This is a genomic window from Bradyrhizobium sp. NDS-1 (assembly GCF_032918005.1).
GTDB classification, from domain to species: Bacteria; Pseudomonadota; Alphaproteobacteria; order Rhizobiales; family Xanthobacteraceae; genus Bradyrhizobium; species Bradyrhizobium tunisiense.
Genome location: NZ_CP136628.1, coordinates 3,176,068 through 3,197,124 on the forward strand (window position 1 = coordinate 3,176,068; position 21,057 = coordinate 3,197,124).

The following is a 21,057-nucleotide window of genomic DNA, read 5'->3' on the forward strand; positions in this document are numbered from 1 at the left end:
TGGTTAACAGACGCCCCTAAGTCCGTAGTTCTGCGGGCTTTTTTCTCAGAATGAGACAGCGTTAACGGACCGCCCCACATCTGCCTGAACTTAATCCGCATTTAACTAAAAGTCGCCTTAATGACGCTCCGACCCTCTGCGAGATGCTGTTCCCGGATCGTGACCAGCGGCACTTTGAGGGGGACCGAGTGACACCGTCCTGGACGCAAGGCGAATGAGTAAGAGTATCGCTGCGCAGAGTAACGCGGCACGGAAGTCCAAGAATTCTCTTCGGAAATCTTCCCGGAAAATGACCACGACCAATTGGCTCGGCGCCGCGGCGATCGGCTGCGTCGTGATGGGCGCCGGCTGGACCATCTACAGCAACGTGTTCGGCGCCAGCGTCTATCCGACCGTCGGCAGCACCGGCTACGACGAGCCGGTGATCAAGCGCGCGCCCAGGGTCGCCCTGCGCGAGGCGGGCGAGGCCGTCAGGGAGGCCTTTGCGGTCTTGCCGGACCGGTTGCAGGTGGCCGCGCCGATCTCGCGCGAGATGTTCAACGAACGCTTTGCCGCGGCTGCGACGCAGGGCGTGCAATCGAACGCGGCCAGCGCCGCGCCAGCGACCGAGGTTGCTGTGGCCAAGGACGCGCCGAAGCAGAGCGTGATCGCGAAGGTCGCGGAAGCGCTGAAGCCGGCGGCTCCGGCCAAAACCGCTGACAAGGCCGCCGACAAGGCGAAGCGTACTCCGGATGCCCAGATGCAGCTCGCCTCGGCCGATCCGGCCCAGATCGTGCCGGCACCCGAGGCGAAGCCGAAGTCGATTGCAGATCGCGCCAAGGCAGCGGTGATGTCGATCACCGCGCCGCGGCAGTCGATGGTGGAAAAACTCTGGGGCAAGCGTGAGCCGTCCGGTGGGCTTCTGGCCTACGCCTCGGCCGATGCCAGCATCACCGCCTCCATCGCGCCGAAGGAGCAGAACCCGATGCTTGGCGGCTCGGCGCCTTATGATCGTGACACCGCGGTCTACGACATCACGGCCAAGATGGTGTATCTCCCCGACGGGACCAGGCTCGAGGCGCATTCGGGCCTCGGCGCCAACCGCGACGATCCGGATTCCCGCCGTCTGCGCATGCGCGGCGTGACTCCGCCGCACATCTATACGTTGAAGCCGCGCGAGGCGCTGTTCCACGGCGTGCCCGCGCTGCGCCTGACCCCGATCGGCGGCGAGAGCGCGATCTACGGCCGCGACGGCCTGCTCGCCCACACCTTCATGCTCGGGCCGAACGGCGATTCGAACGGCTGCGTGTCGTTCAAGGACTATTACGCGTTCCTCGACGCCTACCGTAACAAGGGCATTCGCAAGCTCGCCGTGCTGGCGCGGGTGGAGTGACGTCGGCTCGGTCGCGATGATGCAAAAGGGTCGCTTGCAGCGGCCCTTTTTCTTGTGTCTCAGCCCGGCCAGCACTGGCCGCCGCCGTCGATCCGCAGCACCTGGCCGGAGACGAAGGCGCCCATGGGACCTGCGAAGAACTCGACGACGCGTGCGACCTCGTCGACGGTCGCGATGCGGTCGAGCGTGCCGGTCTCGACCATCCTGTCGGGGTCCACCGCGCGCGTGCCGAGGAAGCGGCCGGTGCGGGTATCGCCGGGCGCGATGCAGTTGACGGCGATATCGTAGGGGCGCAGCTGGTCGGCCAGGCATCGCGTGTAATGCGTCACGCCGGCCTTCGAGACTGCATAGATCGCGCCGTTGGTGCGTCCCTTGAAGGCGGCGACCGACCCAAGCGTGACGATGCGGCCGCGCCGGCGTTCCATCATTCCCTTTGCGACCGCCTGGCAGGTCAGGATGGTCGAGAGCAGGTTGCGCTCCAGCACCGCGCGCACATCGGCCTCCTTGATGTGAACGGCGTCGTTCGGATCGGGTTTGCCGCCTGCGGCCGCGATGTCGCCGCCGGCATTGTGCACGAGGATGTCGATCGGGCCCAGCGCGGCTTCCGTCTCGGCCAACACGCGCGCGATGTCCTCGCCCTTGGTGAGATCGCCGAGCACGCGCCGGCTGCGGACGCCGAATTGGTTTCCGATCTCGGCGGCGACGGCGGTCAGCGTCGTGCCCTCGCCATATTCCGCCGGCCCGTTCTCGCGCATGCCGTGGATGGCGACGTCGGCGCCGAGCGCGGCGAGCTTCTCCGCGAAGGCGCGGCCGAGCCCGCGGCCAGCGCCGGTCAGCAGCGCCACCTGGCCCGCCAATATTTTCCCGTCATGTGCTGCCATGATCTTCTCCTGTTCTGAAACCTAGTCGGCCGCGAGGTCGAGGCCGATCGCCATCGCCTGCACGAGACACATCGGCGCGACCAGCGTGCGCAGCGCCGGCTCGGGCATGTCCTGGATCTCGAACACCACATGCGCGCCTTCGACGATCGGGCTCAAGAGGCTGTCTGTGATGGAGATGGAGGGGACGCCGCGCGCGACCAGTTCGGGAAACAGCCGCGCCGTGTCCGGATAGTAATTCCGGAAGCTGATGGCGACCAGTGCGTCCTCCACGGTTGCGGCATGCGACTGCTCGTGGATGCTGCCACCGGTGCCATCGAGCAGGACGACGCGTCGTCCGAGCTTGCGCAGCACGTAGGCGAGGTGGGTCGCAACGGGAAACGATCCCCCGAGGCCGAGCAGATAGATGTCGCGCGCTTTCGATAAGATCGCGGTTGCGGCGTCGAGCTCGCGGGCATGGACGGACTGGCTCAGCGTGACCAGCGACGATTGCGCCTCCGAGACGAAGCGCGACAAGACCGCGGCCGGCTGGCGGCCGAGCACCGATTTCTCCTCGCTCTTCATACGGGCGAGCCGCGCCTTGTAGCTCGGCGCAACGCCGGCAACGAGGCGCGTGCGGAACACCTGCTGCATCTCGGTGAAGCCACCGAATCCGAGCGCGTGGGCGAAGCGAACGATCGCGGAGGGCGGCACGCCCGAACGCTGCGCGACCTCCGCCACCGTGCCGAGCGCGACGTCCGTCGGGTGATCGAGCACAAACTCCGCGATCTGCTGCAACCGGCCGGAAAGCGCCCGGTGCCGCTGCGCAATGGCGCCGCGCAGCTCGTCGTAGCTCATTGCGCCTTGTGACTTGTTCATCGCCTCGGATCTCCAGATCGGACGCCTGTTTAGCGGCATTTCGCCGTTTGGACCAAATATTCCACTTTACATAACAAATGGAATGAATATTCTAATCCCAGAAAAAAGCAAAAGACTTTGAAAACGGGAGGAAACGATGAGAGGGCGTCAGATCTCACGGCGAAGCGTCTTGAAGGGCAGCTTGATGGCGAGCGTCATCGGCGGCACAGGCAGCTTCTTTGGTCCGTGGAAAGAGAATCACGCGTGGGCGCAAGGCGCAAAGCCGATCAAGCTCGGCCTGACCTGTGATGCCAGCGGTCAATACGGCAACAGCGGCCAGGATGATTTCCGCGGCATCAAGATGGCGATCGACGAGTTCAACGCCAAAGGCGGTGTGCTCGGCCGCCAGGTCACCTACATCACCGCGGATACCGAGACGACGCCGGCCACCGGCAGCCGCGTCGCCGAGCGCTTCATCACGCGCGAGGACTGCACCATCCTGATCGGCGCGCTGCATTCCGGCGTCGCCAACGCCATCACGCAGGTCGCCAGCAAATACGGCGTGATCTACATGAACACCAATTCCTCTGCACCGAGCGAGGCGGGCGAGAATTGCTCGCGCGTGAAATTCGTCTGGGACGGCAACGGCACCAATTTCTCCAAGGCGTCGGTTAAGAACGCGGTCGACTCCATCGGCAAGAACTGGATGTTGCTGACCAACGACTACGTGTGGGGCCACACCACGTCTGCCGCGACCAGGGCGCAGGTCGAAGCGGCGGGCGGGAAGATCATCGACAATCTCCTGGTGCCGCAGAACACGCGTGACTTCACCGCTTATCTGTTGAAGATCCAGCAAGCAAAACCCGACGTGGTTGCGACCGCGATCGGCGGCGACGACATCAAGGCATTGCGCGAACAGGTGGCGCAGCTCAAGCTCGACGGCAAGCCGGCCTGGATCAACAACCAGCAGGACTGGCCCGATGTCTGGGGCGCGCCCGACAGTCTGTTCGGCGTGTTCGGCACCACCTGGTATCACAAGCTACAGCTGCCCGGCGTCGCCGATTTCGTCAAGAAATGGCAGGCGGCCAACAAAGACGGCCCGATCCCGGTGCCGGGCAACGTCTCCTATAACGGCTACATGTCGACGCGCGAATTGCTCCGTGCGATCGAGCGGGCGGGGTCGACCAACAACGTCAAGATCATCAAGGAGCTCGAGAATCTCAAGGTCTCGGCGACCGATCGCATGCAGCATTTCGATGCCTACATGGATCCGATGACGCACCAGATGCAGCAGACGATCTATCTGGCGCGACGCAACGCGAAGCCGGCCGACAATACCGATCTGTACGAGATCATCCGCTGGACCGAGCCGAAAACGGCCGCCGATGACGCCGCACCCGGCAAGTGCAAGCTCACGCCCTACGAGCAGGTGCCGACCGTCGACTCCTAGAGGCGGCACGTCACGCCGCAGAACGGACGGCGCGCAGCCTCGCGCGCCGCGTGCCCGGACCATCTGCGTCCCGGGTGTGAGCAAATGTCAGTTGCGAGACCCAGACCTTGTTCGACCTTCTTCCGCATCTCCTCAACGGCTTGACGCTCGGCCTGTTGTTCGCGCTGATCGCACTCGGATTCATGCTCATCGTCGGGCTGATGGAGCAGATCAACCTTGCCCACGGTTCTCTGTTCGCGCTCGGCGCCTATGTCGCCATGCAGCTGACGGGACCGCGGCCGCCATTACCGGCCGATCTTGCCAAGGTGTGGCTCGCGCTCCCGCTCGGCTGGCGCTACGCAGCCACGCTGGTCATCGCGCCCGCGATCGTGAGCCTGGTCGGCATGCTGATCGAGTTCTGCATGCGTCGCACCTACGGCAAGGACCCGCTTTACGGACTGCTGCTGACCTTCGGCGCGGCGATGGTGATCGAGGAGCTGATCCGTCTGGTCTGGGGCACGCGCGACTATGTGCTACAGGTGCCGTCCGCCATCAATGGCGGTTTTCTGTTCGGCGATCTGATCTGGTCGACCTATCGCTTCTACGCCGCTTGCATCGCCGCCGGGATCATCGGCCTGGTCTGGCTGCTGATCGAAAAGACCTCGTTCGGCGCCACCGTCAAGGCCGGCGCGCATGACAGCGAGATCGTCCGCGCGCTCGGCATCAACCTGTCGCGATTGCGGTTGCTGGTCTTCGTGTTCGGCACGATGCTGGCCGCGGTCGCCGGCATCATCGTCGCGCCGATCTGGGGCATACGTCCGCACATGGGCGTCGATGCCGTCATCCCCGCATTCCTGGTGATCGTGCTCGGCGGCGTCGGCAGTTTCTGGGGTGCGGTCGTGGCCGGATTGCTGGTCGGGCTCTGTGTCGGGCTTGCCGGCGCCTACGCGTCCGAATGGTCGCTGTTGTCGATGTACATCCTGCTCGTTGCGGTCGTGACCTTCCGTGCGCGGGGCATGTGGGGCAAGAAAAGCGTGCTCGAGGCCTGAGGAATGATTGTGGGATCAAGATCGTCATCCGATGCCGCGCGTCTCGTCACGCCGACGATGCTGGTGCTCTGGCTGGTGCTGGCAACGGTACCGCTCTGGATCACGCGGATCGGGCTCTATCCTTATCTGGGAATCGAAATCCTGATCTGGTCGCTCTATGCGCTGGCGTTCAACCTGGTGCTGGGCACGGCCGGGCTTCCGTCGTTCGGACATGGCGCCTATTTCGGCATCGGGGCCTATGCATTCGGGCTCTGCCAGTTCGATATCGCCGCCAACCTCTGGGTCTGTCTTGCCGCCGCGGCTGCGGTGGCCGGGCTTGCCGGAGTGCTGGTGGCTCTGTTCATCTCGCACCGGCGCGGCATCTACTATGCCTTCATGACAATCGCCTTCGGCCAGATCTTCTGGACGCTGGCGATCAAGTCGCACCGGATCACCGGCGGCGAGGACGGACTTCTCAAGATCAAGCGGCTGCCGGCCGATTTCGGCTTCGTGTCGTTCGACCTCAGCGACAACGTCGCCTTCTACTATTTCGTGCTCGCCGTCTTCGCGGTTGGAACGGCCGCATTGTGGCGGCTTGTGAACTCGCCCTATGGCCGCGTCATCGCAGCGATCAAGCAGAGCGAGGTTCGCGCCGCCCATCTCGGCTACAATGTGTGGCTCTACAAGGCATCAATCTTCGCGCTGTCGGCCGCCGTGTCGGGCTTTGCCGGTGGATTGTTCGCGATGGCGCAGCTCGCCGCCTTCCCTGATGTCATGAGCCTGCATCAATCCGGCTATGTCGTGATGATGACGCTGGTCGGCGGCGGGCTCGTCAGCTTCTGGGGCCCGGTGATTGGCGTGTTTGTCTTCCTTACCGCCCGCGACGTGATCGGTGCGTTGACCAATGCCTGGATGCTCTATTTCGGTCTGCTGTTCATCGCGATCGTCCTGTTCCGTCCCGAAGGAATTGCCGGCGCGCTCTCGGCCGCCGTGCACCGGCATTCGTTCAACGCGCTGCGGCGCCGCGGCACCTCGGCGATGCGGCTGTTGGCCGGAGGCGGGCGATGAGCATGATCGAGGCTGCAGGCGTGCACGTCCGATTCGGTGATCGCGTCGTGTTGGAAAGCGTCGATCTGGCGGTTGCCGAGGGCGAGTTTCACGGTGTGATGGGTCCGAACGGGGCGGGCAAGACCACCTTCTTCAACGTGCTCACAGGCAGGGTGAAGCCGAGTCGCGGCAGAGTGCTGCTCGGCGGCGAGGATGTCACGGGATTGAGCCCGCACCGCATTGCCGCCAAGGGCATCGCCCGCTCGTTCCAGATCATGACGCTGTTCGATGAATTCTCCGCCCGCGACAACGTCATGCTGGGCCTGCCCGAGTTTCGCGCCCGTGGCCACGATATCGCCCGTTCCGCAGCCGGCGATAGCCGGTTTGCAGCGCAGGCGTCCGAAGCGCTCGCCGCAGTGGGGCTTGTCGATAGGGGAGACGTCCGCGCCAAGGACCTCTCCTATGGCGACCGTCGCGCGCTGGAGATCGCGGTGGCCCTGGCGCAGGCGCCCCGCGTGCTGTGCCTGGACGAGCCGACCTCCGGCCTCGGCTCCGACGGCGTGCAGCGCCTCGCCACACTGGTCGCGCGCTTGAAGGGCAAGCTCACCATCGTCGCGATCGAGCATGACATGGAGTTTCTGTTCTCGCTCGCCGACCGCATCTCGGTCATCCATTGGGGCCAGGTGGTCGCGCGCGGCACCCCGCACGAGTTGCAACAGAACGAATGGGTCCGCCGCTCCAATCTCGGGAAGTTCGCATGATCCTCGAAGTGGACGGGGTCGATACCTTCTACGGCGAAACCCAGGCGCTGTTCGGGGCCTCACTCGCCATCGCGCAAGCCAAGGTGTTTGCGCTGCTCGGACCCAACGGCGCCGGCAAGACCACCATGCTGCGCTCGATCCTCGGATTGACCCGGCCGCGCCGCGGCGCCGTCCGCTTCGACGGGCGCGACGTGACGCACGATCCGACCCATGAGATCGCGCGCGCCGGTATCGGCTGGGTGCCGGACGATCGGCGGCTGTGTCCGACCTTGTCGGTGGCGCGCAATCTCGCGATTGCGCAGAAGCGTACGCGCTTTCGCAACTGGAGCGTCAAGGAGGCTGCTGCGATCTTCTCGCCGCTCGAATATCTCATGGAGCGCGATTGCGAGAACCTGTCGGGCGGCGAGATGCAGATGGTCGCCATTGCGCGAGCGCTGGTCGGATCGCCCGGGCTGGTGCTGTTCGATGAGCCGAGCCAGGGCCTGGCACCAAAGATCGTCGGCGACGTGCTTGCCACCATCTTGCGCATGAAGGGCGAGGGCATCGCCTCGCTTGTCGTGGAGCAGAATGCCGAGATCGCGCTGTCGGTCGCAGACCACGCCGCGGTGATCGACCGCGGCCGGATCGTCTGGACCGGCGAAGCCGCTGTCCTGCGCGATGATCGTTCCCTTCGGCAGCGCCTGCTGGGAGTACAATAAGTGGCTGCACCGCTGCTCGTGCTCGATGATATCCGCAAGGTCTATACGAGGGGCCGCATCATCCGCCATCCGACGTTCACGCTTCAGGCAAACCTGTCGCTGGACGAGCCCGGCATCGTCGGTGTCGTCGGGCCGAACGGTGCCGGCAAGACCACCCTGTTTGAGATGATGACCGGCTCCAATGCGCCGACCTCGGGGCGCGTGCTGGTCGCGGGCACCGATATCCATGGGGTCAAGTATCGCGAGCGCGACCGGCTCGCGATTCACTATCACCAGTCCTATCAGGTCAGGCGCTTCCGCAAGCGCATTCCGTCCGCCTTGCTGGCGCCGTCGCCGACCCGGACGCCGCTGGTCCATCTGTTCGACGAACCGCAGTTCAACCTGCAGGACGGTTATATCGGCTTCATGCTCGACTTCTTCCGCAAGCTGCGAGACGAGGGCAGGCTGGTCGTCCTTTGCATGCATCCGACGGCGAGCTGGCACCTCGACATCCTTGCCGAGATCGCCGGGCAGTTCCTGTTCGTGGCCGGCGGCGGGGTAACGCGGATGGCCGACTTCCGCAGCCTCACCGCCGAACCGCGCTTCCGCGCCTATCTCGGACCTGAGATGACGCGCGCCGCGGATGCTATCTGTCACAGATCGACGTAAAAGGAGACTCCGTTGGCTTACTCGAACACCCAGCTCTTCATCGGCGGCACATGGCGACCGGCCCATTCGGGCGAGGTCATCGAAGTCCGCAATCCCGCGACCGAGGAGGTGATCGGCACCGTCGCCCACGCCGGAAAGTCCGATCTCGACGAGGCGCTGGCGGCCGCGGCCGCCGGTTTCAAGGTCTGGCGGAATATCGCGCCGTTCGAGCGATGCCGGATCATGCGGAAGGCGGCTGCGATCATGCGTGAGCGCAATGACGAGATTGCGCCGCTGCTGACGATGGAGCAGGGCAAGACGCTCGGCGAGGCCAGGATGGAGGCGATGGCCGCCGCCGACGTGATCGAATGGTTCGCCGAGGAGGCCAAGCGCGCCTATGGCCGGCTGATCCCGGCGCGCGCCCCCGGCATTTACCAGATCGCGATGAAGGAGCCGGTCGGGCCGGTCGCGGCGTTCACACCGTGGAACTTTCCGATCAATCAGGTCGTGCGCAAGCTCTCCGCGGCGCTCGCCGCCGGCTGCTCGATCATTGTCAAGGCGCCCGAGGAGACGCCGGCGTCGCCCGCGCAGCTGATCCGCGCCTTTGCCGATGCCGGCGTGCCGGAGGGGGTCATCAACCTCGTCTATGGCGTGCCTTCAGAGATCTCCGAATATCTGATCCCGCATCCGGTGATCCGGAAGATCTCATTCACGGGGTCGACGCATGTCGGCAAGCAGCTCAATGCGCTCGCGGGCCTGCACATGAAGCGTGCCACCATGGAGCTCGGCGGCCATGCGCCGGCGATCGTCTTCGGGGATGCCGACGTCACGTCGGCCGCGAAGATCCTGGCGGCAGCAAAATATCGCAACGCCGGCCAGGTCTGCATCTCGCCGACGCGCATGCTGGTGCAGGACGGCGTGTTCCGGCAATTCGTCGATCAGTTCGTCGAGAGCGCCAGGACGTTCAAGGTCGGCAACGGCCTCGACCCCGAGTCGAAGATGGGCTCGCTCGCCAATCCGCGCCGCGTCACCGCCATCGAGGGCATGGTGCAGGATGCCGTCGGCAGGGGCGCGAAGCTCGAGATCGGGGGCAAGCGCGTCGGCAACAAGGGACATTTCTTCGAACCGACCGTCGTGAGCGACGTGCCGAAGGATGCGCGCGCCATGAACGAAGAGCCGTTCGGCCCGCTCGCCCTGATCTCGCGCTTCTCGTCATTCGACGACGCGGTCGAGGAGGCCAACCGGCTGCCCTTTGGGCTGGCGTCCTACGCCTTCACCAGTTCGGCCAAGACCGCGGCCGCGATCGGCGCTTCTATCGAGGCCGGCATGATGTCGATCAACAGCTTTGGTCTTGCGCTGCCTGAAGTGCCGTTCGGCGGCATCAAGGATTCCGGCTACGGTTCGGAAGGCGGCACCGAGGCCATGGAGGGCTATTTCAACACCAAGTTCATCAGCCAGGCCGGCGTATGATTGCGGCTAGCGTTTGACGAAGGTGAAGCTGCACGGACGCAGTTCGTTGCGTTTGCCGCTGCCGCGGCTGCGCTCGAATTGCGCGTCGATCGTGTACCCATACGGCGAGCCGGGAGCGCTATTGTTGACCGTGTAGGCGCTCGGACCCGTGAGGCCCCGTGCACTGAGCGTGGTCTTCCCGTCAGCCGATACTTGTCCGTCGATTGCGAGCGTGCTGTTTGTACGCGGGTCCCGATCCTCCGCATGAAATGCGCCCCCGGCGGTGGTGGCTGACAGGGTTCGGGTATAGCCCAGCGCCTTGCCGGAGCTGGCGCAGTTCACGGTGACGTCCCACTTGCCATCGAACATCGAATGGCCTCGGGGGAAATATCGAAAATGTCCTTCCAGATCAGCGCATGCCGCGTCGACTCAAATGCCCTCGCCGGGAAAACGCTTGGATTTCGCGACCGTGACGTCCGGTCACACCATCGCTTTGCGCAGGGCCATTTCGGTCACAATCGCTTCCCGTACGGCCGGTCGCGCCTGCATGCGCTCGAGATAGGCCGACAAGGACGGCCATTGCGCGATGTCGACGCCAGCGGGTCGGAGCAGCAGCAAGGCCCAGATGAGGTGTGCGTCCGCCACGGTGAACCTGTCACCGACGAGGAATTCGCGCTCAGCCAGATGCGCCGCCGGCACCGACAATATCTGAGAAATCCTGGCGCGCGGCTTGGCGAGTGAGCCGTCGTCCTTGTACCAGAAAGTCGGAAACAGGAACGCCTTGTGGATCTCGGCGCCGACGAAGCTCAGCCATTCCTGGAGGCGATAGCGATCGGGATCGCCGAATTCCGGCGCAAGGCCCGCCTTCGGCCTCACATCCGCGATGTATTGCAACACCGCCGCGCTCTCGGTCAGCCGTTCGCCGTTCTCCAGCACCAGAACCGGCACCGCGCCCTTCGGCGACACGCCGTGGAAATCGCTTCCGTCGTCCACGACCTGCTTGGTCCAGATATGAGCGAGGTGATAACGCGCCTCGATCCCGGCCTCCATCAATGCGATGCGACTCGAGAGCGAGCAGGCCATCGGAAAGAAATAGAGTTGCAGCATCGTGTGCTCCGTCAAGCCAGCGCATCGCTCTGCGCGATGATCGCGAAACGGTCCGAGAGCTCGGCCAGCGCGACCTCGTGAATCGTCCGGGCGTCCAGCGTGCCGCCGCGGCCGTCCGGCAGGTCGCGGGTGGCGCAGGCATCCGCCGCGATCGTCGTGCGCAGGCCGAGATCGAGCGCGGCGCGGGCGGTCGAGGAGACGCACATGTGGGTCATGAAGCCGGCGAGCACGATGTTCCTGCGTCCGGTCGCGGCGAGCCGGGCTTGCAGGTCGGTGCCGGCAAAGGCGTTCGGCAGCGCTTTCTCGATCACGGGCTCGCTCGCGAGCGGCGTCAGGCGTTCAACGATCGCGCCGCGCGCAGCCTCGCGGTCGAACAGGCCGCCGGCGCGCCCTTTGTGCGCGACATGAATGATCAAAGTGCCGCTCTCCCGTGCCCGCGCCAGCAGGCGCGCCGCCGCAATGATCGCGGGCTGCGCATCGGGCAGCGCCAGCGGGCCGGCGCAATATTCGTTCTGGATGTCGATCAGCACGAGGCAGGCTTCATCGAGCTTCGGCGGAGTGAGATCGGCGCCGGCGAGTTCGAGCAGGGTCTTGGGAGTGGTCATGCAGGTGGGGCCTTCCAGGGATAACGGATGGCGCGAGACTAGCGCGGGAGCCGCCTGCCATCGTGCAGGACTATTGCAGCTTACGGCTGCAAATTTGCAGGACGGTGCATCGCCTGCTAGGCTCGCCGGCATGAACTGGGACGATCTGCGCATCATTGCCGCGGTGAGGGACGAGGGGACTTATGCCGGTGCCAGCGCGCGGCTGCGCATCGACGAGACCACCGTCGGCCGCCGGCTGGCGCGCATCCAGCGCGATCTCGGCGTGCCGCTGTTCGACGCGGTGGACGGGCTGCGGCGGCCGACACGCCATTGCGAAGTCGTGCTCGAGCATGTCGGCGCGATGGCTGCCCATGTCGCGGCGATCGACCGCATCAAGGAGAGCGAGGTGGGCCCGGTTGGCCGCCTGCGCATCGCCTCGACCAACGCGGTCGCCGAGGAATTGCTGGCGCCGCGGGCAAGCAGCTTCTTGCGAGATCATCCGGGCCTCACCCTGCAATTCCTCACCTCCAGCGGCAACGTCAAGTTCTCGCGCTGGCAGGCCGACCTCGCCATTCGCCTGCGCAAGCCGGAGAAGGGCGACTTCACGATCTCCAAGCTCGGCGATGTCAGGCTGTATTTCTTCGAGCCCGCAGATCGCTCCAGCGACCCGGTCGCCTGCGTCTATCCGGACGAGCTCGATACCATTCCCGAAGCGCAGTTCCTGCGGGCGAAGCGGCTGAAGAACGTGCGCTGCATCACCGACAATGTCCGCATCATCAGGACGATGATCCAGTCGCATCAGGCCGTCGGCGTGCTGCCCGAGCACAGCTGCGAAGGCTTGCTCGCCGACCGCAGCCTGCGCGCCACACTCCTGCCGAAACGGCGCGACGTCTGGCTGCTCGTGCAAAATCACCTCAAGCGCGACGCCGCGACACGCGTGACGATCGACTGGGTGCGGGCCTGCTTCCAGGTCACGCCGCGTCCTTGACGCCGCGCCGCGTTGTGATCGTCGCGTCACACTGCGCGATGCGCGACAAAAAATCTTCGAGAACCCTCTTGCACCCCGAACGTGCTTCGTCTATTAGCCCGCTCCTTCGCTAGGCCATGGGTTCGGGCTCTCTGAGATCCCGACTGGCGCGGGCCGGTCTCCGGTTTCGTGTTCCGCCGAATGAAGATGCAGGATGTAGCTCATGGAGAGCGTCGGGGTGACCCGAAGGCATCGGTTCGATTCCGGTCTCATGTACCAACCAAGGGATAGCTCAGTGGTAGAGCAGATGACTTTTAATCATCGTGACGCGGGTTCGAATCCCGCTCCAGCGCTCCGATTCAGCCTGAGAAGCTGATTCCTCTGACGAGGACCGGACGCGCGCTTCAGTTGCGGTCCGGCCGTTTTGCCGAAAGGCTTTCCGTCCGAACAACGACACTGTGAGACCGGCTTTGCGCCGCGGGTAGATACCGCTTGCGTCGATGCCGGGTGGCTCCGCATGACCGCGCGACACACGTCGCGCGATCGCGCGCGTGCGCCCGTCGTCATGCAGGCTCAAGCCCCGGCCCGTCGATCTCCCGGGAAGCGTCGTCCGCGTCCTCACGTCCTTTGCAGATGAAACCTGTCGTCCGGCATCCGGCCGGACGCAAACGAAGGAGGCGTGCCATGACTTCGAGCAAGAGCTGGCATTTGCTGATGCTGAACGTGACCGTCAAGGATGGCGAGCGTGCGCTGCTCATGCGCAACGGGCAGCTCGTGCGCGTGCTCGCGCCCGGTCGGCACCGGCTGTTCGATCCTCTGCACGAGCTGAAGGCCGAGCTGTTCGACGTCGTCCGTGCGGAGTTCTCCGCCGATCGCTACGCGGTGCTGAAGGCCGCGCGGCCTGATCTCGCCGCCGAGCTGTTCGAGGCGGTCGAGACCAAGGCGGACGAGGTCGCCATCGTCAGCCTCGACGGCCGGCCCGTGCATCTGATGACGCCCTGGCAGGTGCGCGTCTACTGGAAGGTCGCGACCCGCATCGATGTCGAGCGCATCGATGTATCCGGCGATCCCAAGGTCGACGCGCGGCATCTGGCCATGATCGAGCGCAACCGCTCGGCCGTGACGTCGGAAACGGTGGTCGAGAACCACGAGGCGGGCCTGCTCTATGTCGAGGGCCGGCTCACCGAGCGGCTCGCGCCCGGCCGGCACGCCTTCTGGACCGCCGGCCGCAAGATCGAGGTGAAGCGCCTCGACCTGCGGCCCCAGGCGGTCGAGATCACCGCGCAGGAGATGCTGACCAAGGATCGCATCGCCCTGCGGGTGACGCTGACGGCGTTCCGTCGGGTGATCGATCCCGAGCGGACGGTTGCGACCGTGCCCGACGTGGATGCGTGGCTGTACCGCCTGGTGCAGTTCGCCATCCGCGAGGCGGTCGCGGGCCGGACGCTGGACGAGGTGCTGTCCGCGAAGGCGGCGCTGGATGCGGAGCTGCGCGACTATGTGCGGGCACGCGTGGGCGAGTCCGGCGTGGAGGTAACCGAGCTCGGCGTCAAGGATGTGATCCTGCCCGGCGAGATCCGGGAGCTGGTGAACAAGGTGGTCGAGGCGGAGCGGGTCGCGAAGGCGAACCTGATCCGCCGGCAGGAGGAGACCGCGGCGACGCGGTCGCTCCTGAACACTGCCCGCCTGATGGAGGAGAACCCCCTGCTGCTGCGGCTCAAGGAGCTGGAGTCGCTGGAGCGGCTGGTCGAGAAGGTCGGCCGCATCGACCTCCATGCCTCTAGCGGCGAGGGCCTCGATGCCCTCCTGACCCGGCTCGTGCGCCTGAAGGCGCCCGAGAGCGCATAAAACCGAAGGGCCGCCCATGGGCGGCCCTTCACATATCCGTTGTCGTCGCTTTGCCATGAACGCGTCACGGCGCCCGTGCGACCAAAATACGAAGCCGGGATTGCACGCGCGCGAGGGTTGCGTAATCTCGCGGTGAGATTTCTTGACCAGGGCAAGTGCATGACCAGTCTTTCGGAAACGGTTCAGCCGTCGAGGGCGCAATCGCGCGAATGGAAGGCCATCCTCGTCCTGATCCTGCTGGTCCCGGTGCTGTGGTCGCCGCTGGTCCTGTTCCGCTTCGTGCTGTACCAGCCGTTCAGCATCCCCTCGACTTCGATGGCGCCGACGCTGATGGTCGGCGACTACGTCTTCGCCGCGAAATATGCCTATGGCTACGGCCGCTATTCCCTGCCGTTCGCGCCGTCGTGGGGCTCGGGCCGTATCCTCGCCGCCGAGCCGGAATATGGGGACATCGTCGTATTCCGGACGCCAAAGGACACGTCGGTCGACTACGTCAAGCGTGTGGTCGGGCTGCCTGGCGACCGCATCCAGATGCGGCAGGGCCGGCTTGTCCTCAACGACCGGCCGGTGACACGGGTCGCGCTCGAATACGGGCTCGCCGACAACGCCTGCGGTGTGGATGGCGGCGTCAAGGTCAAGCGCTGGCGCGAGACGCTGCCGAGCGGCACGTCCTACGTCACCAACGACTGCGTCGACAACGGCTTCCTCGACAACACCAGCGTCTTCACGGTGCCGCAGGGCCACTTCTTCGTGCTCGGCGACAACCGCGACAACTCCACCGACAGCCGTATGCCGTCGATCGGATTCATCCCGATGGACAATCTGGTCGGCAAGGTGACGCGGATCGTCTGGTCGCTCGACGAAGACGGCGAGCCGCATTTCGAACGGCTGGGGAAGGTGGAGTGAGGCCCCCGTCATTCCGGGGCAGCGCGAAGCGCCGAGCCCGGAATCCATAACCGCAGGCGGCTGGAATGGCCTACTATGTCTACATCCTCGCGTGCAGGAAGCACGGCACGCTCTATATTGGCGTGACCAATGAACTCGTACGCCGTGTCTACCAGCACAGAACGAAAGCCGTTCCTGGCTTCACGACGAAGTACGGCATCGACAAACTCGTTCTGTTCGAAATCTACGACGATGCGGAGACGGCCATCGCACGTGAGAAAGAGCTCAAGAAGTGGCGGCGCGACTGGAAGACGCGGCTGATCGAGGAGCAGAACCCGAACTGGGATGATCTCTATCCGGGGATAACCAACTGAGATTTGTGCCGCACTTCATCCTGTCATTCCGGGGCGGCGCGTAGCGCCGAGCCCGGAATCCATAGCCACAGGCCGATGGAACGGCCCACGATGCCTCTCGCCTGCAAGAGGAGTGGAGGAAGTTGGGACGAGATCGGCAGTTTCAGTTGATCGAGGATCAGAATCCCAACTGGGATAAACCAATTGAGGTTCGTGGTTATGGATTCCGGGCTCGCGCCCAAGGGGGCGCGCCCCGGAATGACGGCTCAAACAAAAACCCCGGCATCGCTGCCGGGGTTTCGCATTTCGTCGTTTGCCTGAACGGCTGGATCAGAAGTCCATGCCGCCCATGCCGCCGCCCGGGGGCATCGCGGGACCTGCGCCGCCCTTCTTGGGCAGCTCGGCGACCATGGCTTCCGTGGTGATCAGGAGCGCGGCCACCGAGGCTGCGTTCTGGATCGCGGTACGGACCACCTTGGTCGGGTCGATGATGCCCTTCTTGACGAGGTCGCCGTATTCGCCGGTCTGGGAGTCGAAGCCGAAAGCGTACGACTTGTTCTCCAGCACCTTGCCGACGATCACCGAGCCGTCTTCACCGGCGTTGATCGCGATCTGGCGAGCGGGAGCCGACAGCGCCTTGCGCACGATCTCGACGCCGGTCTTCTGGTCGTCGTTCTTGGTGCGCAGGCCCTTGAGCTGCTCGGAAGCACGGAGCAGGGCGACGCCGCCGCCCGGGACGATGCCTTCTTCCACGGCCGCGCGGGTCGCATGCATCGCGTCATCAACGCGATCCTTGCGCTCCTTGACCTCGACCTCGGTCGCGCCGCCGACGCGGATCACCGCGACGCCGCCGGCGAGCTTGGCCAGACGCTCCTGGAGCTTCTCACGGTCGTAGTCCGAGGTGGTTTCCTCGATCTGCGCCTTGATCTGCGCCACGCGCGCCTCGATGTCGGCCTTCTTGCCGGCGCCGTTGACGATCGTGGTGTTCTCCTTGTCGATCATCACCTTCTTGGCGCGACCGAGCATGTTGAGCGTGACGTTCTCGAGCTTGATGCCGAGATCTTCCGAGATCGCCTGGCCGCCGGTCAGGATCGCGATGTCCTGCAGCATGGCCTTGCGGCGATCGCCGAAGCCCGGAGCCTTGACGGCCGCGACCTTCAGGCCGCCACGGAGGCGGTTCACGACCAGGGTCGCGAGGGCTTCACCTTCGACGTCTTCGGCGACGATGACCAGCGGCTTGCCGGTCTGCACCACGGCCTCGAGCAGCGGCAGCAGCTCGTTCAGCGAGGAGAGCTTCTTCTCGTTGATGAGGATGTAGGCGTCGTCCATCTCAACGCGCATCTTGTCGGCGTTGGTGACGAAGTAGGGCGAGATGTAGCCGCGGTCGAACTGCATGCCCTCGACGACGTCGAGTTCGGTCTCGAGCGACTTGGCTTCCTCGACGGTGATGACACCCTCGTTGCCGACCTTCTTCATGGCGTCGGAGAGGAACTTGCCGATTTCGGCATCGCCGTTCGCCGAGATGGTGCCGACCTGGGCGATCTCGTCGTTCGAGGTGACCTTCTTGGAGTTCTTGACGAGATCCGCAACGACGGCTTCGACCGCGAGGTCGATACCGCGCTTGAGGTCCATCGGGTTCATGCCGGCGGCAACCGACTTGGCGCCTTCGCGCACGATCGCCTGGGCCAGCACGGTGGCGGTGGTGGTGCCGTCGCCGGCCGCGTCAGCGGACTTGGAGGCGACTTCGCGCACCATCTGGGCGCCCATGTTCTCGAACTTGTCCTCGAGTTCGATCTCCTTGGCGACGGTGACGCCGTCCTTGGTGATGCGGGGAGCGCCGAACGACTTGTCGAGCACGACGTTGCGGCCCTTGGGACCGAGCGTGACCTTCACCGCGTTGGCGAGAATGTCGACGCCGCGCAGCATCTTGTCGCGCGCTTCAACCGAGAATTTGACTTCTTTGGCTGCCATGTGGATTTTTCCTTAGGTGTTGGACTGGAGGGAGAGAGGGGCTCTTAGGCCGCCTTCTTCTTGGAAGCGGGGACGTCGAGGACGCCCATGATGTCGCTTTCCTTCATGATCAGCAGGTCGACGTTGTCGATCTTGACCTCGGTGCCGGACCACTTGCCGAACAGCACGCGGTCGCCGACCTTCAGGTCGATCGGGATCAGCTTGCCGGCTTCGTCGCGACCACCCGGGCCGACGGCGACGATTTCGCCCTGGGAGGGCTTTTCCTTGGCAGTGTCGGGAATGATGATGCCGCCAGCGGTCTTCTCTTCTGCGTCGATGCGCTTGACCACGACGCGGTCGTGAAGCGGACGGAAGTTCATGCAGTCCTCCTAAGCAATTGCTCGGGTTGATGATTTCAGATTGTTAGCAGTCGCCGCCAGCGAGTGCCAGGCGGGCACTGCTGAGATAAGGCAGGATTTTTGCGGGAGCAAGGGCTTGTAGCAGAAAAATAAGCACTCGATAGCGCCGTCTGCCAGAATCTCATTCCCATCGTTAATCGAGGCCGGGCCCGTATTAGCACGGAGCTGCATCTGCTGCTAACGCATTGAATTTCAACAGCTTGTTAAACTTTTGGGCTTGAGATGAATTGTCAGTTTGCGTCACATTTCTCTCATGTGAGCGCATCAGTACCGGGTGGCTCGTAAGGCGCACACCGACCAGGCCGCCCCGTGAATGCGCTCCTGCAAAGGAGGTTGGCATGGACGTGCGGAGTGGGGGCGTTTCCGAGGATTTCCGGAAACAGATGCTGGGTTACGGGCTGACGACGGCACAAATCCTCTATCGGATGCCGGATCACCCCTCGCTGCTACAGACCTACGTCTGGCAGAACTACGACATGTTTCCGAAATTCCCGGCGCTGAAGGATTTCCTGGCGTTCTGGCAGGAGAAGCTCGACGGCCCCCTCCATTCGGTCACCGTTGCGCATTCCAAGCTGATCAAGCCGGCCGAGCTGCGCGCCGTGGATGGCGTGTTCCGGCTGCATTGAGACAGGGATCAGGCGCCGCCGTTGCAATAGCGCTTCCACATCGTGCGGTAGGCCTCGTCCACCGCGCGCGCATATGAGACCGGATTGCCGGCGGCCGCGGCGTCGATCCGTCGAGGCAGGTCGCGGCGCAAACGATCGAGTTCACGGATGTCGGCGGCATGGCCAACAGCGATGTCGATATACCCCTCATCGCTGTCCGTGACCCAGTCCGGCAGGCCGAGCGCGGTGAGGATGGAGCCGGCCGCACGGCTGGGCAGGCTGTTGCCGAGCTTCGCCACCACCGGCACGCCCATCTGCAGGGCTTCCCACGTGCTGACGCCGCCATTCTGCGGGAAGGGGTCGAGGGCGATATCGACGCGATTGAACGATGCCAGGTGTTCGCCCCGCAAGGTGGCTCCGAGCAGATCGATACGTTCGGCCGGCACTCCGCAGGCCGCAAACCGCGCCAGCAGATTGTCACGGACCAGTTGATCGTCCAGCGCGACATCCTTGATCAGCAGTCGCGAACCCGGCACCCGCTCGAGAATTCTGGACCAGACCTTTGCCGCCTCGTCCGAAATCTTGCTGATGCGGTTGAAGACGCCGAAGGTGACGAAGCCGTTCGCGATCGCCGGCGCCGGCGCCCGCTCGATCCCCGCCGGCAGTGGCGTCAGCGTCACGAAGCACGGCAGATCGACGACGGTCTCCGCGAACAGATGCCGGACCGAGAGTGGAATCGCGACGGGGTCCGAGAACAGGTAATCGATCGTCGGCAGTCCGGTGCCTGTGCCGTGGCCCCAGCCATGGGCCTGAATGGGGGCCGGCTTGCGCGCAAACACGCCGAGACGGTTGCCTCTGGTATGGCCGGACAGGTCGATCAGGATATCGACGCCATCGAGGCGGATCTCGGCGGCGAGACGCTCGTCGGTCCATTGTGAGGCATCGCGCCAGCGATCGGCAATCCCTTGGAATTCCCTGGTCGTCGTGTCCAGTTTGGACGAACAGGAGTAGCACACGATCTCGAACTGAGCACGGTCGTGGTGTTGCAGGACCGGCTTGAAAATGAACGCGGCCGAATGCGCGTTGAAGTCCGACGAGACATAGCCGAGCACCAGGCGGCGATCCGGATCGCGGCTGTTGTCATGCGGTTCTGACGCCTCCGCGGCGATCTTCGCGCCGACACGCTCCCACCATACCTGCCGTGCCTGCTGATGTCGTTCGACGGTGGCGTCTCCCACAAAATCGAGCGTGAATATCTTGTTTGAGATCGCGCTCTGAAGGTCGGGCTGGATATCGAGAGCTCTGTCGAAACTGGCGATGGCTTCGTCGACTTGGCCAAGCCCGGCGAGACAAAGGCCCAGCACCAGGTGAGCTTGAATGGAATCGGGAGCGATCGCGAGGGCTCGCTCGCAATCGTGCGATGCCTTCGCAATTTGCTGGATCTGGAGCAGTACGCTGGCCCGCGCGAGCCACCCGTTTGCGTCGTCGGGTGCCAGCGCGATCGCCCGATTGCCATCTGCCAGGGCTTCGTCAAATCGCTGAAGTTCCCGCAATGCAACGGCACGGTTCGCCAGCGCCGCGGCGTAGTCGGGCTTGATCGACAGCGCGCGGTCGAGGCTCGCGAGCGCCCCGTCATAGTTGCGCAGTCGGCTGAGCGCCCAGCCCCGGCCGTTATGGGCTTCAGCAAGGTTAGCGTCGCATGCGAGCGCCTTGTCGTAGCTGTGGAGCGCCTCCTCGTGAAGGTCGAGGGCCACGCTCGCGTTACCGAGGTTGGAGAGGGTTACGGCGTGGTTGGGCCGCAAGGCGAGGGCCTTGCGATAGCTCGCGCAGGCCTCGCCGTGACGCCGGAGTCCGTTGAGCGCAACGCCGAGACTCATATGAGCATCGGCAGATCGCGGATCCCCGGCAACCGCTCGGCTCAGCAGAATTTCGGCTTGCTGATAGTTCTTGGCATCGCACTCCAACGCGCCGAGCATATGCAACGCGATGAATTGGTTGGGTGCGAGCTGCAGGACCTGGCGATAGGCCGCCTGAGCCTCGGGAAGAAGCCCCATCTTGTGCAACTGGAGTGCATGCCCCAGCAATGGCAGCACTTCGGCCTTCTGTCGTTTCTGAAGCCGGGCATTTTGAAATGCACGCTGACCAACGCTGTTGCCCATGAATCAATTCCCCAGGATCTGGTGGCGAGATTAATTCAGCGTGAGAATGAATAC

General features: G+C 64.4%; 21 protein-coding genes and 2 tRNA genes. 15 read left to right on the forward strand and 8 right to left on the reverse strand.

The genetic code is table 11. From position 1 onward, the window contains the following. Positions 1-289 precede the first annotated feature (289 nt). Positions 290-1,372, forward strand: coding sequence for a tlde1 domain-containing protein (locus RX330_RS14760; RefSeq protein WP_317243455.1), 1,083 nt, complete (start codon positions 290-292; stop codon positions 1,370-1,372). A gap of 59 nt (positions 1,373-1,431) precedes the next feature. On the opposite strand, the gene RX330_RS14765 is transcribed toward RX330_RS14760, so the two are convergent. After that, positions 1,432-2,253, reverse strand: a complete 822-nt coding sequence (locus tag RX330_RS14765) for an SDR family NAD(P)-dependent oxidoreductase (RefSeq protein WP_317243456.1) — start codon at positions 2,251-2,253, stop codon at positions 1,432-1,434. 21 nt (positions 2,254-2,274) lie between these two features. After that, the gene (locus RX330_RS14770) at positions 2,275-3,108 is read right to left on the reverse strand and encodes a MurR/RpiR family transcriptional regulator (RefSeq protein WP_212081460.1); all 834 of its coding nucleotides are present in this window, start codon (positions 3,106-3,108) and stop codon (positions 2,275-2,277) included. A gap of 184 nt (positions 3,109-3,292) precedes the next feature. Here RX330_RS14770 and RX330_RS14775 point away from each other — a divergent pair, with 184 nt between their 5' ends. The 7 genes from RX330_RS14775 (at position 3,293) to RX330_RS14805 (ending at position 10,147) form a co-directional block, all read left to right on the forward strand. Then, positions 3,293-4,537, forward strand: coding sequence for an ABC transporter substrate-binding protein (locus RX330_RS14775; RefSeq protein WP_317243457.1), 1,245 nt, complete (start codon positions 3,293-3,295; stop codon positions 4,535-4,537). A gap of 107 nt (positions 4,538-4,644) precedes the next feature. Beyond that, positions 4,645-5,565, forward strand: a complete 921-nt coding sequence (locus RX330_RS14780) for a branched-chain amino acid ABC transporter permease (protein WP_317243458.1) — start codon at positions 4,645-4,647, stop codon at positions 5,563-5,565. Between the two features lie 3 nt (positions 5,566-5,568). Continuing rightward, on the forward strand, positions 5,569-6,612 hold the full coding sequence (locus tag RX330_RS14785; protein WP_317243459.1) for a branched-chain amino acid ABC transporter permease: 1,044 nt from the start codon (positions 5,569-5,571) through the stop codon (positions 6,610-6,612). Beyond that, positions 6,609-7,352, forward strand: coding sequence for an ABC transporter ATP-binding protein (locus RX330_RS14790; RefSeq protein ID WP_317243460.1), 744 nt, complete (start codon positions 6,609-6,611; stop codon positions 7,350-7,352). The genes RX330_RS14785 and RX330_RS14790 overlap by 4 nt, the downstream gene beginning before the upstream one ends. Beyond that, positions 7,349-8,050, forward strand: a complete 702-nt coding sequence (locus RX330_RS14795; RefSeq protein WP_317243461.1) for an ABC transporter ATP-binding protein — start codon at positions 7,349-7,351, stop codon at positions 8,048-8,050. Before RX330_RS14790 ends, RX330_RS14795 begins: the two co-directional genes overlap by 4 nt. After that, the gene (locus RX330_RS14800; protein WP_317243462.1) at positions 8,051-8,698 is read left to right on the forward strand and encodes an ATP-binding cassette domain-containing protein; all 648 of its coding nucleotides are present in this window, start codon (positions 8,051-8,053) and stop codon (positions 8,696-8,698) included. A gap of 12 nt (positions 8,699-8,710) precedes the next feature. Beyond that, complete coding sequence (locus RX330_RS14805; RefSeq protein ID WP_317243463.1) at positions 8,711-10,147, forward strand: NAD-dependent succinate-semialdehyde dehydrogenase; 1,437 nt, start codon at positions 8,711-8,713, stop codon at positions 10,145-10,147. Positions 10,148-10,153: 6 nt separating this feature from the next. Here the strand turns inward: RX330_RS14805 and RX330_RS14810 are convergent, their stop codons facing one another. The 3 genes from RX330_RS14810 to RX330_RS14820 all read right to left on the reverse strand — a co-directional run bounded on the left by RX330_RS14810 (position 10,154) and on the right by RX330_RS14820 (position 11,838). Then, the gene (locus RX330_RS14810; protein ID WP_212081452.1) at positions 10,154-10,495 is read right to left on the reverse strand and encodes a hypothetical protein; all 342 of its coding nucleotides are present in this window, start codon (positions 10,493-10,495) and stop codon (positions 10,154-10,156) included. Between the two features lie 111 nt (positions 10,496-10,606). Further along, on the reverse strand, positions 10,607-11,233 hold the full coding sequence (locus RX330_RS14815; RefSeq protein WP_317243464.1) for a glutathione binding-like protein: 627 nt from the start codon (positions 11,231-11,233) through the stop codon (positions 10,607-10,609). Positions 11,234-11,244: 11 nt separating this feature from the next. Further along, positions 11,245-11,838, reverse strand: a complete 594-nt coding sequence (locus tag RX330_RS14820; RefSeq protein WP_317243465.1) for a cysteine hydrolase family protein — start codon at positions 11,836-11,838, stop codon at positions 11,245-11,247. A gap of 130 nt (positions 11,839-11,968) precedes the next feature. Here RX330_RS14820 and RX330_RS14825 point away from each other — a divergent pair, with 130 nt between their 5' ends. The 6 genes from RX330_RS14825 (at position 11,969) to RX330_RS14850 (ending at position 15,891) form a co-directional block, all read left to right on the forward strand. Next, complete coding sequence (locus RX330_RS14825) at positions 11,969-12,805, forward strand: LysR family transcriptional regulator (RefSeq protein ID WP_212081449.1); 837 nt, start codon at positions 11,969-11,971, stop codon at positions 12,803-12,805. Between the two features lie 188 nt (positions 12,806-12,993). Next, a tRNA-OTHER gene (locus tag RX330_RS14830) sits at positions 12,994-13,063 on the forward strand. Between the two features lie 6 nt (positions 13,064-13,069). After that, positions 13,070-13,133 (forward strand) — tRNA-Lys (locus RX330_RS14835). A gap of 335 nt (positions 13,134-13,468) precedes the next feature. Further along, positions 13,469-14,632: a slipin family protein gene (locus tag RX330_RS14840; protein ID WP_317243466.1), complete on the forward strand. Its 1,164-nt coding sequence runs from the start codon at positions 13,469-13,471 to the stop codon at positions 14,630-14,632. A 159-nt stretch (positions 14,633-14,791) separates the two neighbouring features. Beyond that, entirely contained in the window at positions 14,792-15,538 is a 747-nt protein-coding gene (gene lepB / locus RX330_RS14845) for a signal peptidase I (RefSeq protein WP_212081447.1), read from the forward strand. A gap of 65 nt (positions 15,539-15,603) precedes the next feature. Then, positions 15,604-15,891: a GIY-YIG nuclease family protein gene (locus tag RX330_RS14850; protein ID WP_317243467.1), complete on the forward strand. Its 288-nt coding sequence runs from the start codon at positions 15,604-15,606 to the stop codon at positions 15,889-15,891. Positions 15,892-16,200: 309 nt separating this feature from the next. Here the strand turns inward: RX330_RS14850 and groL are convergent, their stop codons facing one another. After that, on the reverse strand, positions 16,201-17,841 hold the full coding sequence (gene groL / locus RX330_RS14855; protein WP_063195265.1) for a chaperonin GroEL: 1,641 nt from the start codon (positions 17,839-17,841) through the stop codon (positions 16,201-16,203). Between the two features lie 44 nt (positions 17,842-17,885). Beyond that, positions 17,886-18,200: a co-chaperone GroES gene (locus RX330_RS14860; RefSeq protein ID WP_007611913.1), complete on the reverse strand. Its 315-nt coding sequence runs from the start codon at positions 18,198-18,200 to the stop codon at positions 17,886-17,888. Positions 18,201-18,577: 377 nt separating this feature from the next. On the opposite strand from RX330_RS14860, the gene RX330_RS14865 reads away from it, so the two are divergent. Next, positions 18,578-18,865: an usg protein gene (locus tag RX330_RS14865; protein WP_212081445.1), complete on the forward strand. Its 288-nt coding sequence runs from the start codon at positions 18,578-18,580 to the stop codon at positions 18,863-18,865. Positions 18,866-18,873: 8 nt separating this feature from the next. Here RX330_RS14865 and RX330_RS14870 read toward each other — a convergent pair whose 3' ends face one another. Then, positions 18,874-21,003: a tetratricopeptide repeat protein gene (locus RX330_RS14870; protein ID WP_317243468.1), complete on the reverse strand. Its 2,130-nt coding sequence runs from the start codon at positions 21,001-21,003 to the stop codon at positions 18,874-18,876. Positions 21,004-21,057: the final 54 nt, after the last annotated feature.

Coding starts and splice junctions, on each gene's coding strand:
- RX330_RS14865 (WP_212081445.1), top strand. CDS start 18,578: ATGGACGTGCGGAGTGGGGGCGTTTCCGAGGATTTCCGGAAACAGATG.
- lepB (WP_212081447.1), top strand. CDS start 14,792: ATGACCAGTCTTTCGGAAACGGTTCAGCCGTCGAGGGCGCAATCGCGC.
- RX330_RS14825 (WP_212081449.1), top strand. CDS start 11,969: ATGAACTGGGACGATCTGCGCATCATTGCCGCGGTGAGGGACGAGGGG.
- RX330_RS14765 (WP_317243456.1), bottom strand. CDS start 2,253: ATGGCAGCACATGACGGGAAAATATTGGCGGGCCAGGTGGCGCTGCTG.
- RX330_RS14840 (WP_317243466.1), top strand. CDS start 13,469: ATGACTTCGAGCAAGAGCTGGCATTTGCTGATGCTGAACGTGACCGTC.
- RX330_RS14790 (WP_317243460.1), top strand. CDS start 6,609: ATGAGCATGATCGAGGCTGCAGGCGTGCACGTCCGATTCGGTGATCGC.
- RX330_RS14815 (WP_317243464.1), bottom strand. CDS start 11,233: ATGCTGCAACTCTATTTCTTTCCGATGGCCTGCTCGCTCTCGAGTCGC.
- RX330_RS14785 (WP_317243459.1), top strand. CDS start 5,569: ATGATTGTGGGATCAAGATCGTCATCCGATGCCGCGCGTCTCGTCACG.
- RX330_RS14850 (WP_317243467.1), top strand. CDS start 15,604: ATGGCCTACTATGTCTACATCCTCGCGTGCAGGAAGCACGGCACGCTC.
- RX330_RS14795 (WP_317243461.1), top strand. CDS start 7,349: ATGATCCTCGAAGTGGACGGGGTCGATACCTTCTACGGCGAAACCCAG.
- groL (WP_063195265.1), bottom strand. CDS start 17,841: ATGGCAGCCAAAGAAGTCAAATTCTCGGTTGAAGCGCGCGACAAGATG.
- RX330_RS14775 (WP_317243457.1), top strand. CDS start 3,293: ATGGCGAGCGTCATCGGCGGCACAGGCAGCTTCTTTGGTCCGTGGAAA.
- RX330_RS14760 (WP_317243455.1), top strand. CDS start 290: ATGACCACGACCAATTGGCTCGGCGCCGCGGCGATCGGCTGCGTCGTG.
- RX330_RS14860 (WP_007611913.1), bottom strand. CDS start 18,200: ATGAACTTCCGTCCGCTTCACGACCGCGTCGTGGTCAAGCGCATCGAC.
- RX330_RS14820 (WP_317243465.1), bottom strand. CDS start 11,838: ATGACCACTCCCAAGACCCTGCTCGAACTCGCCGGCGCCGATCTCACT.
- RX330_RS14770 (WP_212081460.1), bottom strand. CDS start 3,108: ATGAACAAGTCACAAGGCGCAATGAGCTACGACGAGCTGCGCGGCGCC.
- RX330_RS14870 (WP_317243468.1), bottom strand. CDS start 21,003: ATGGGCAACAGCGTTGGTCAGCGTGCATTTCAAAATGCCCGGCTTCAG.
- RX330_RS14810 (WP_212081452.1), bottom strand. CDS start 10,495: ATGTTCGATGGCAAGTGGGACGTCACCGTGAACTGCGCCAGCTCCGGC.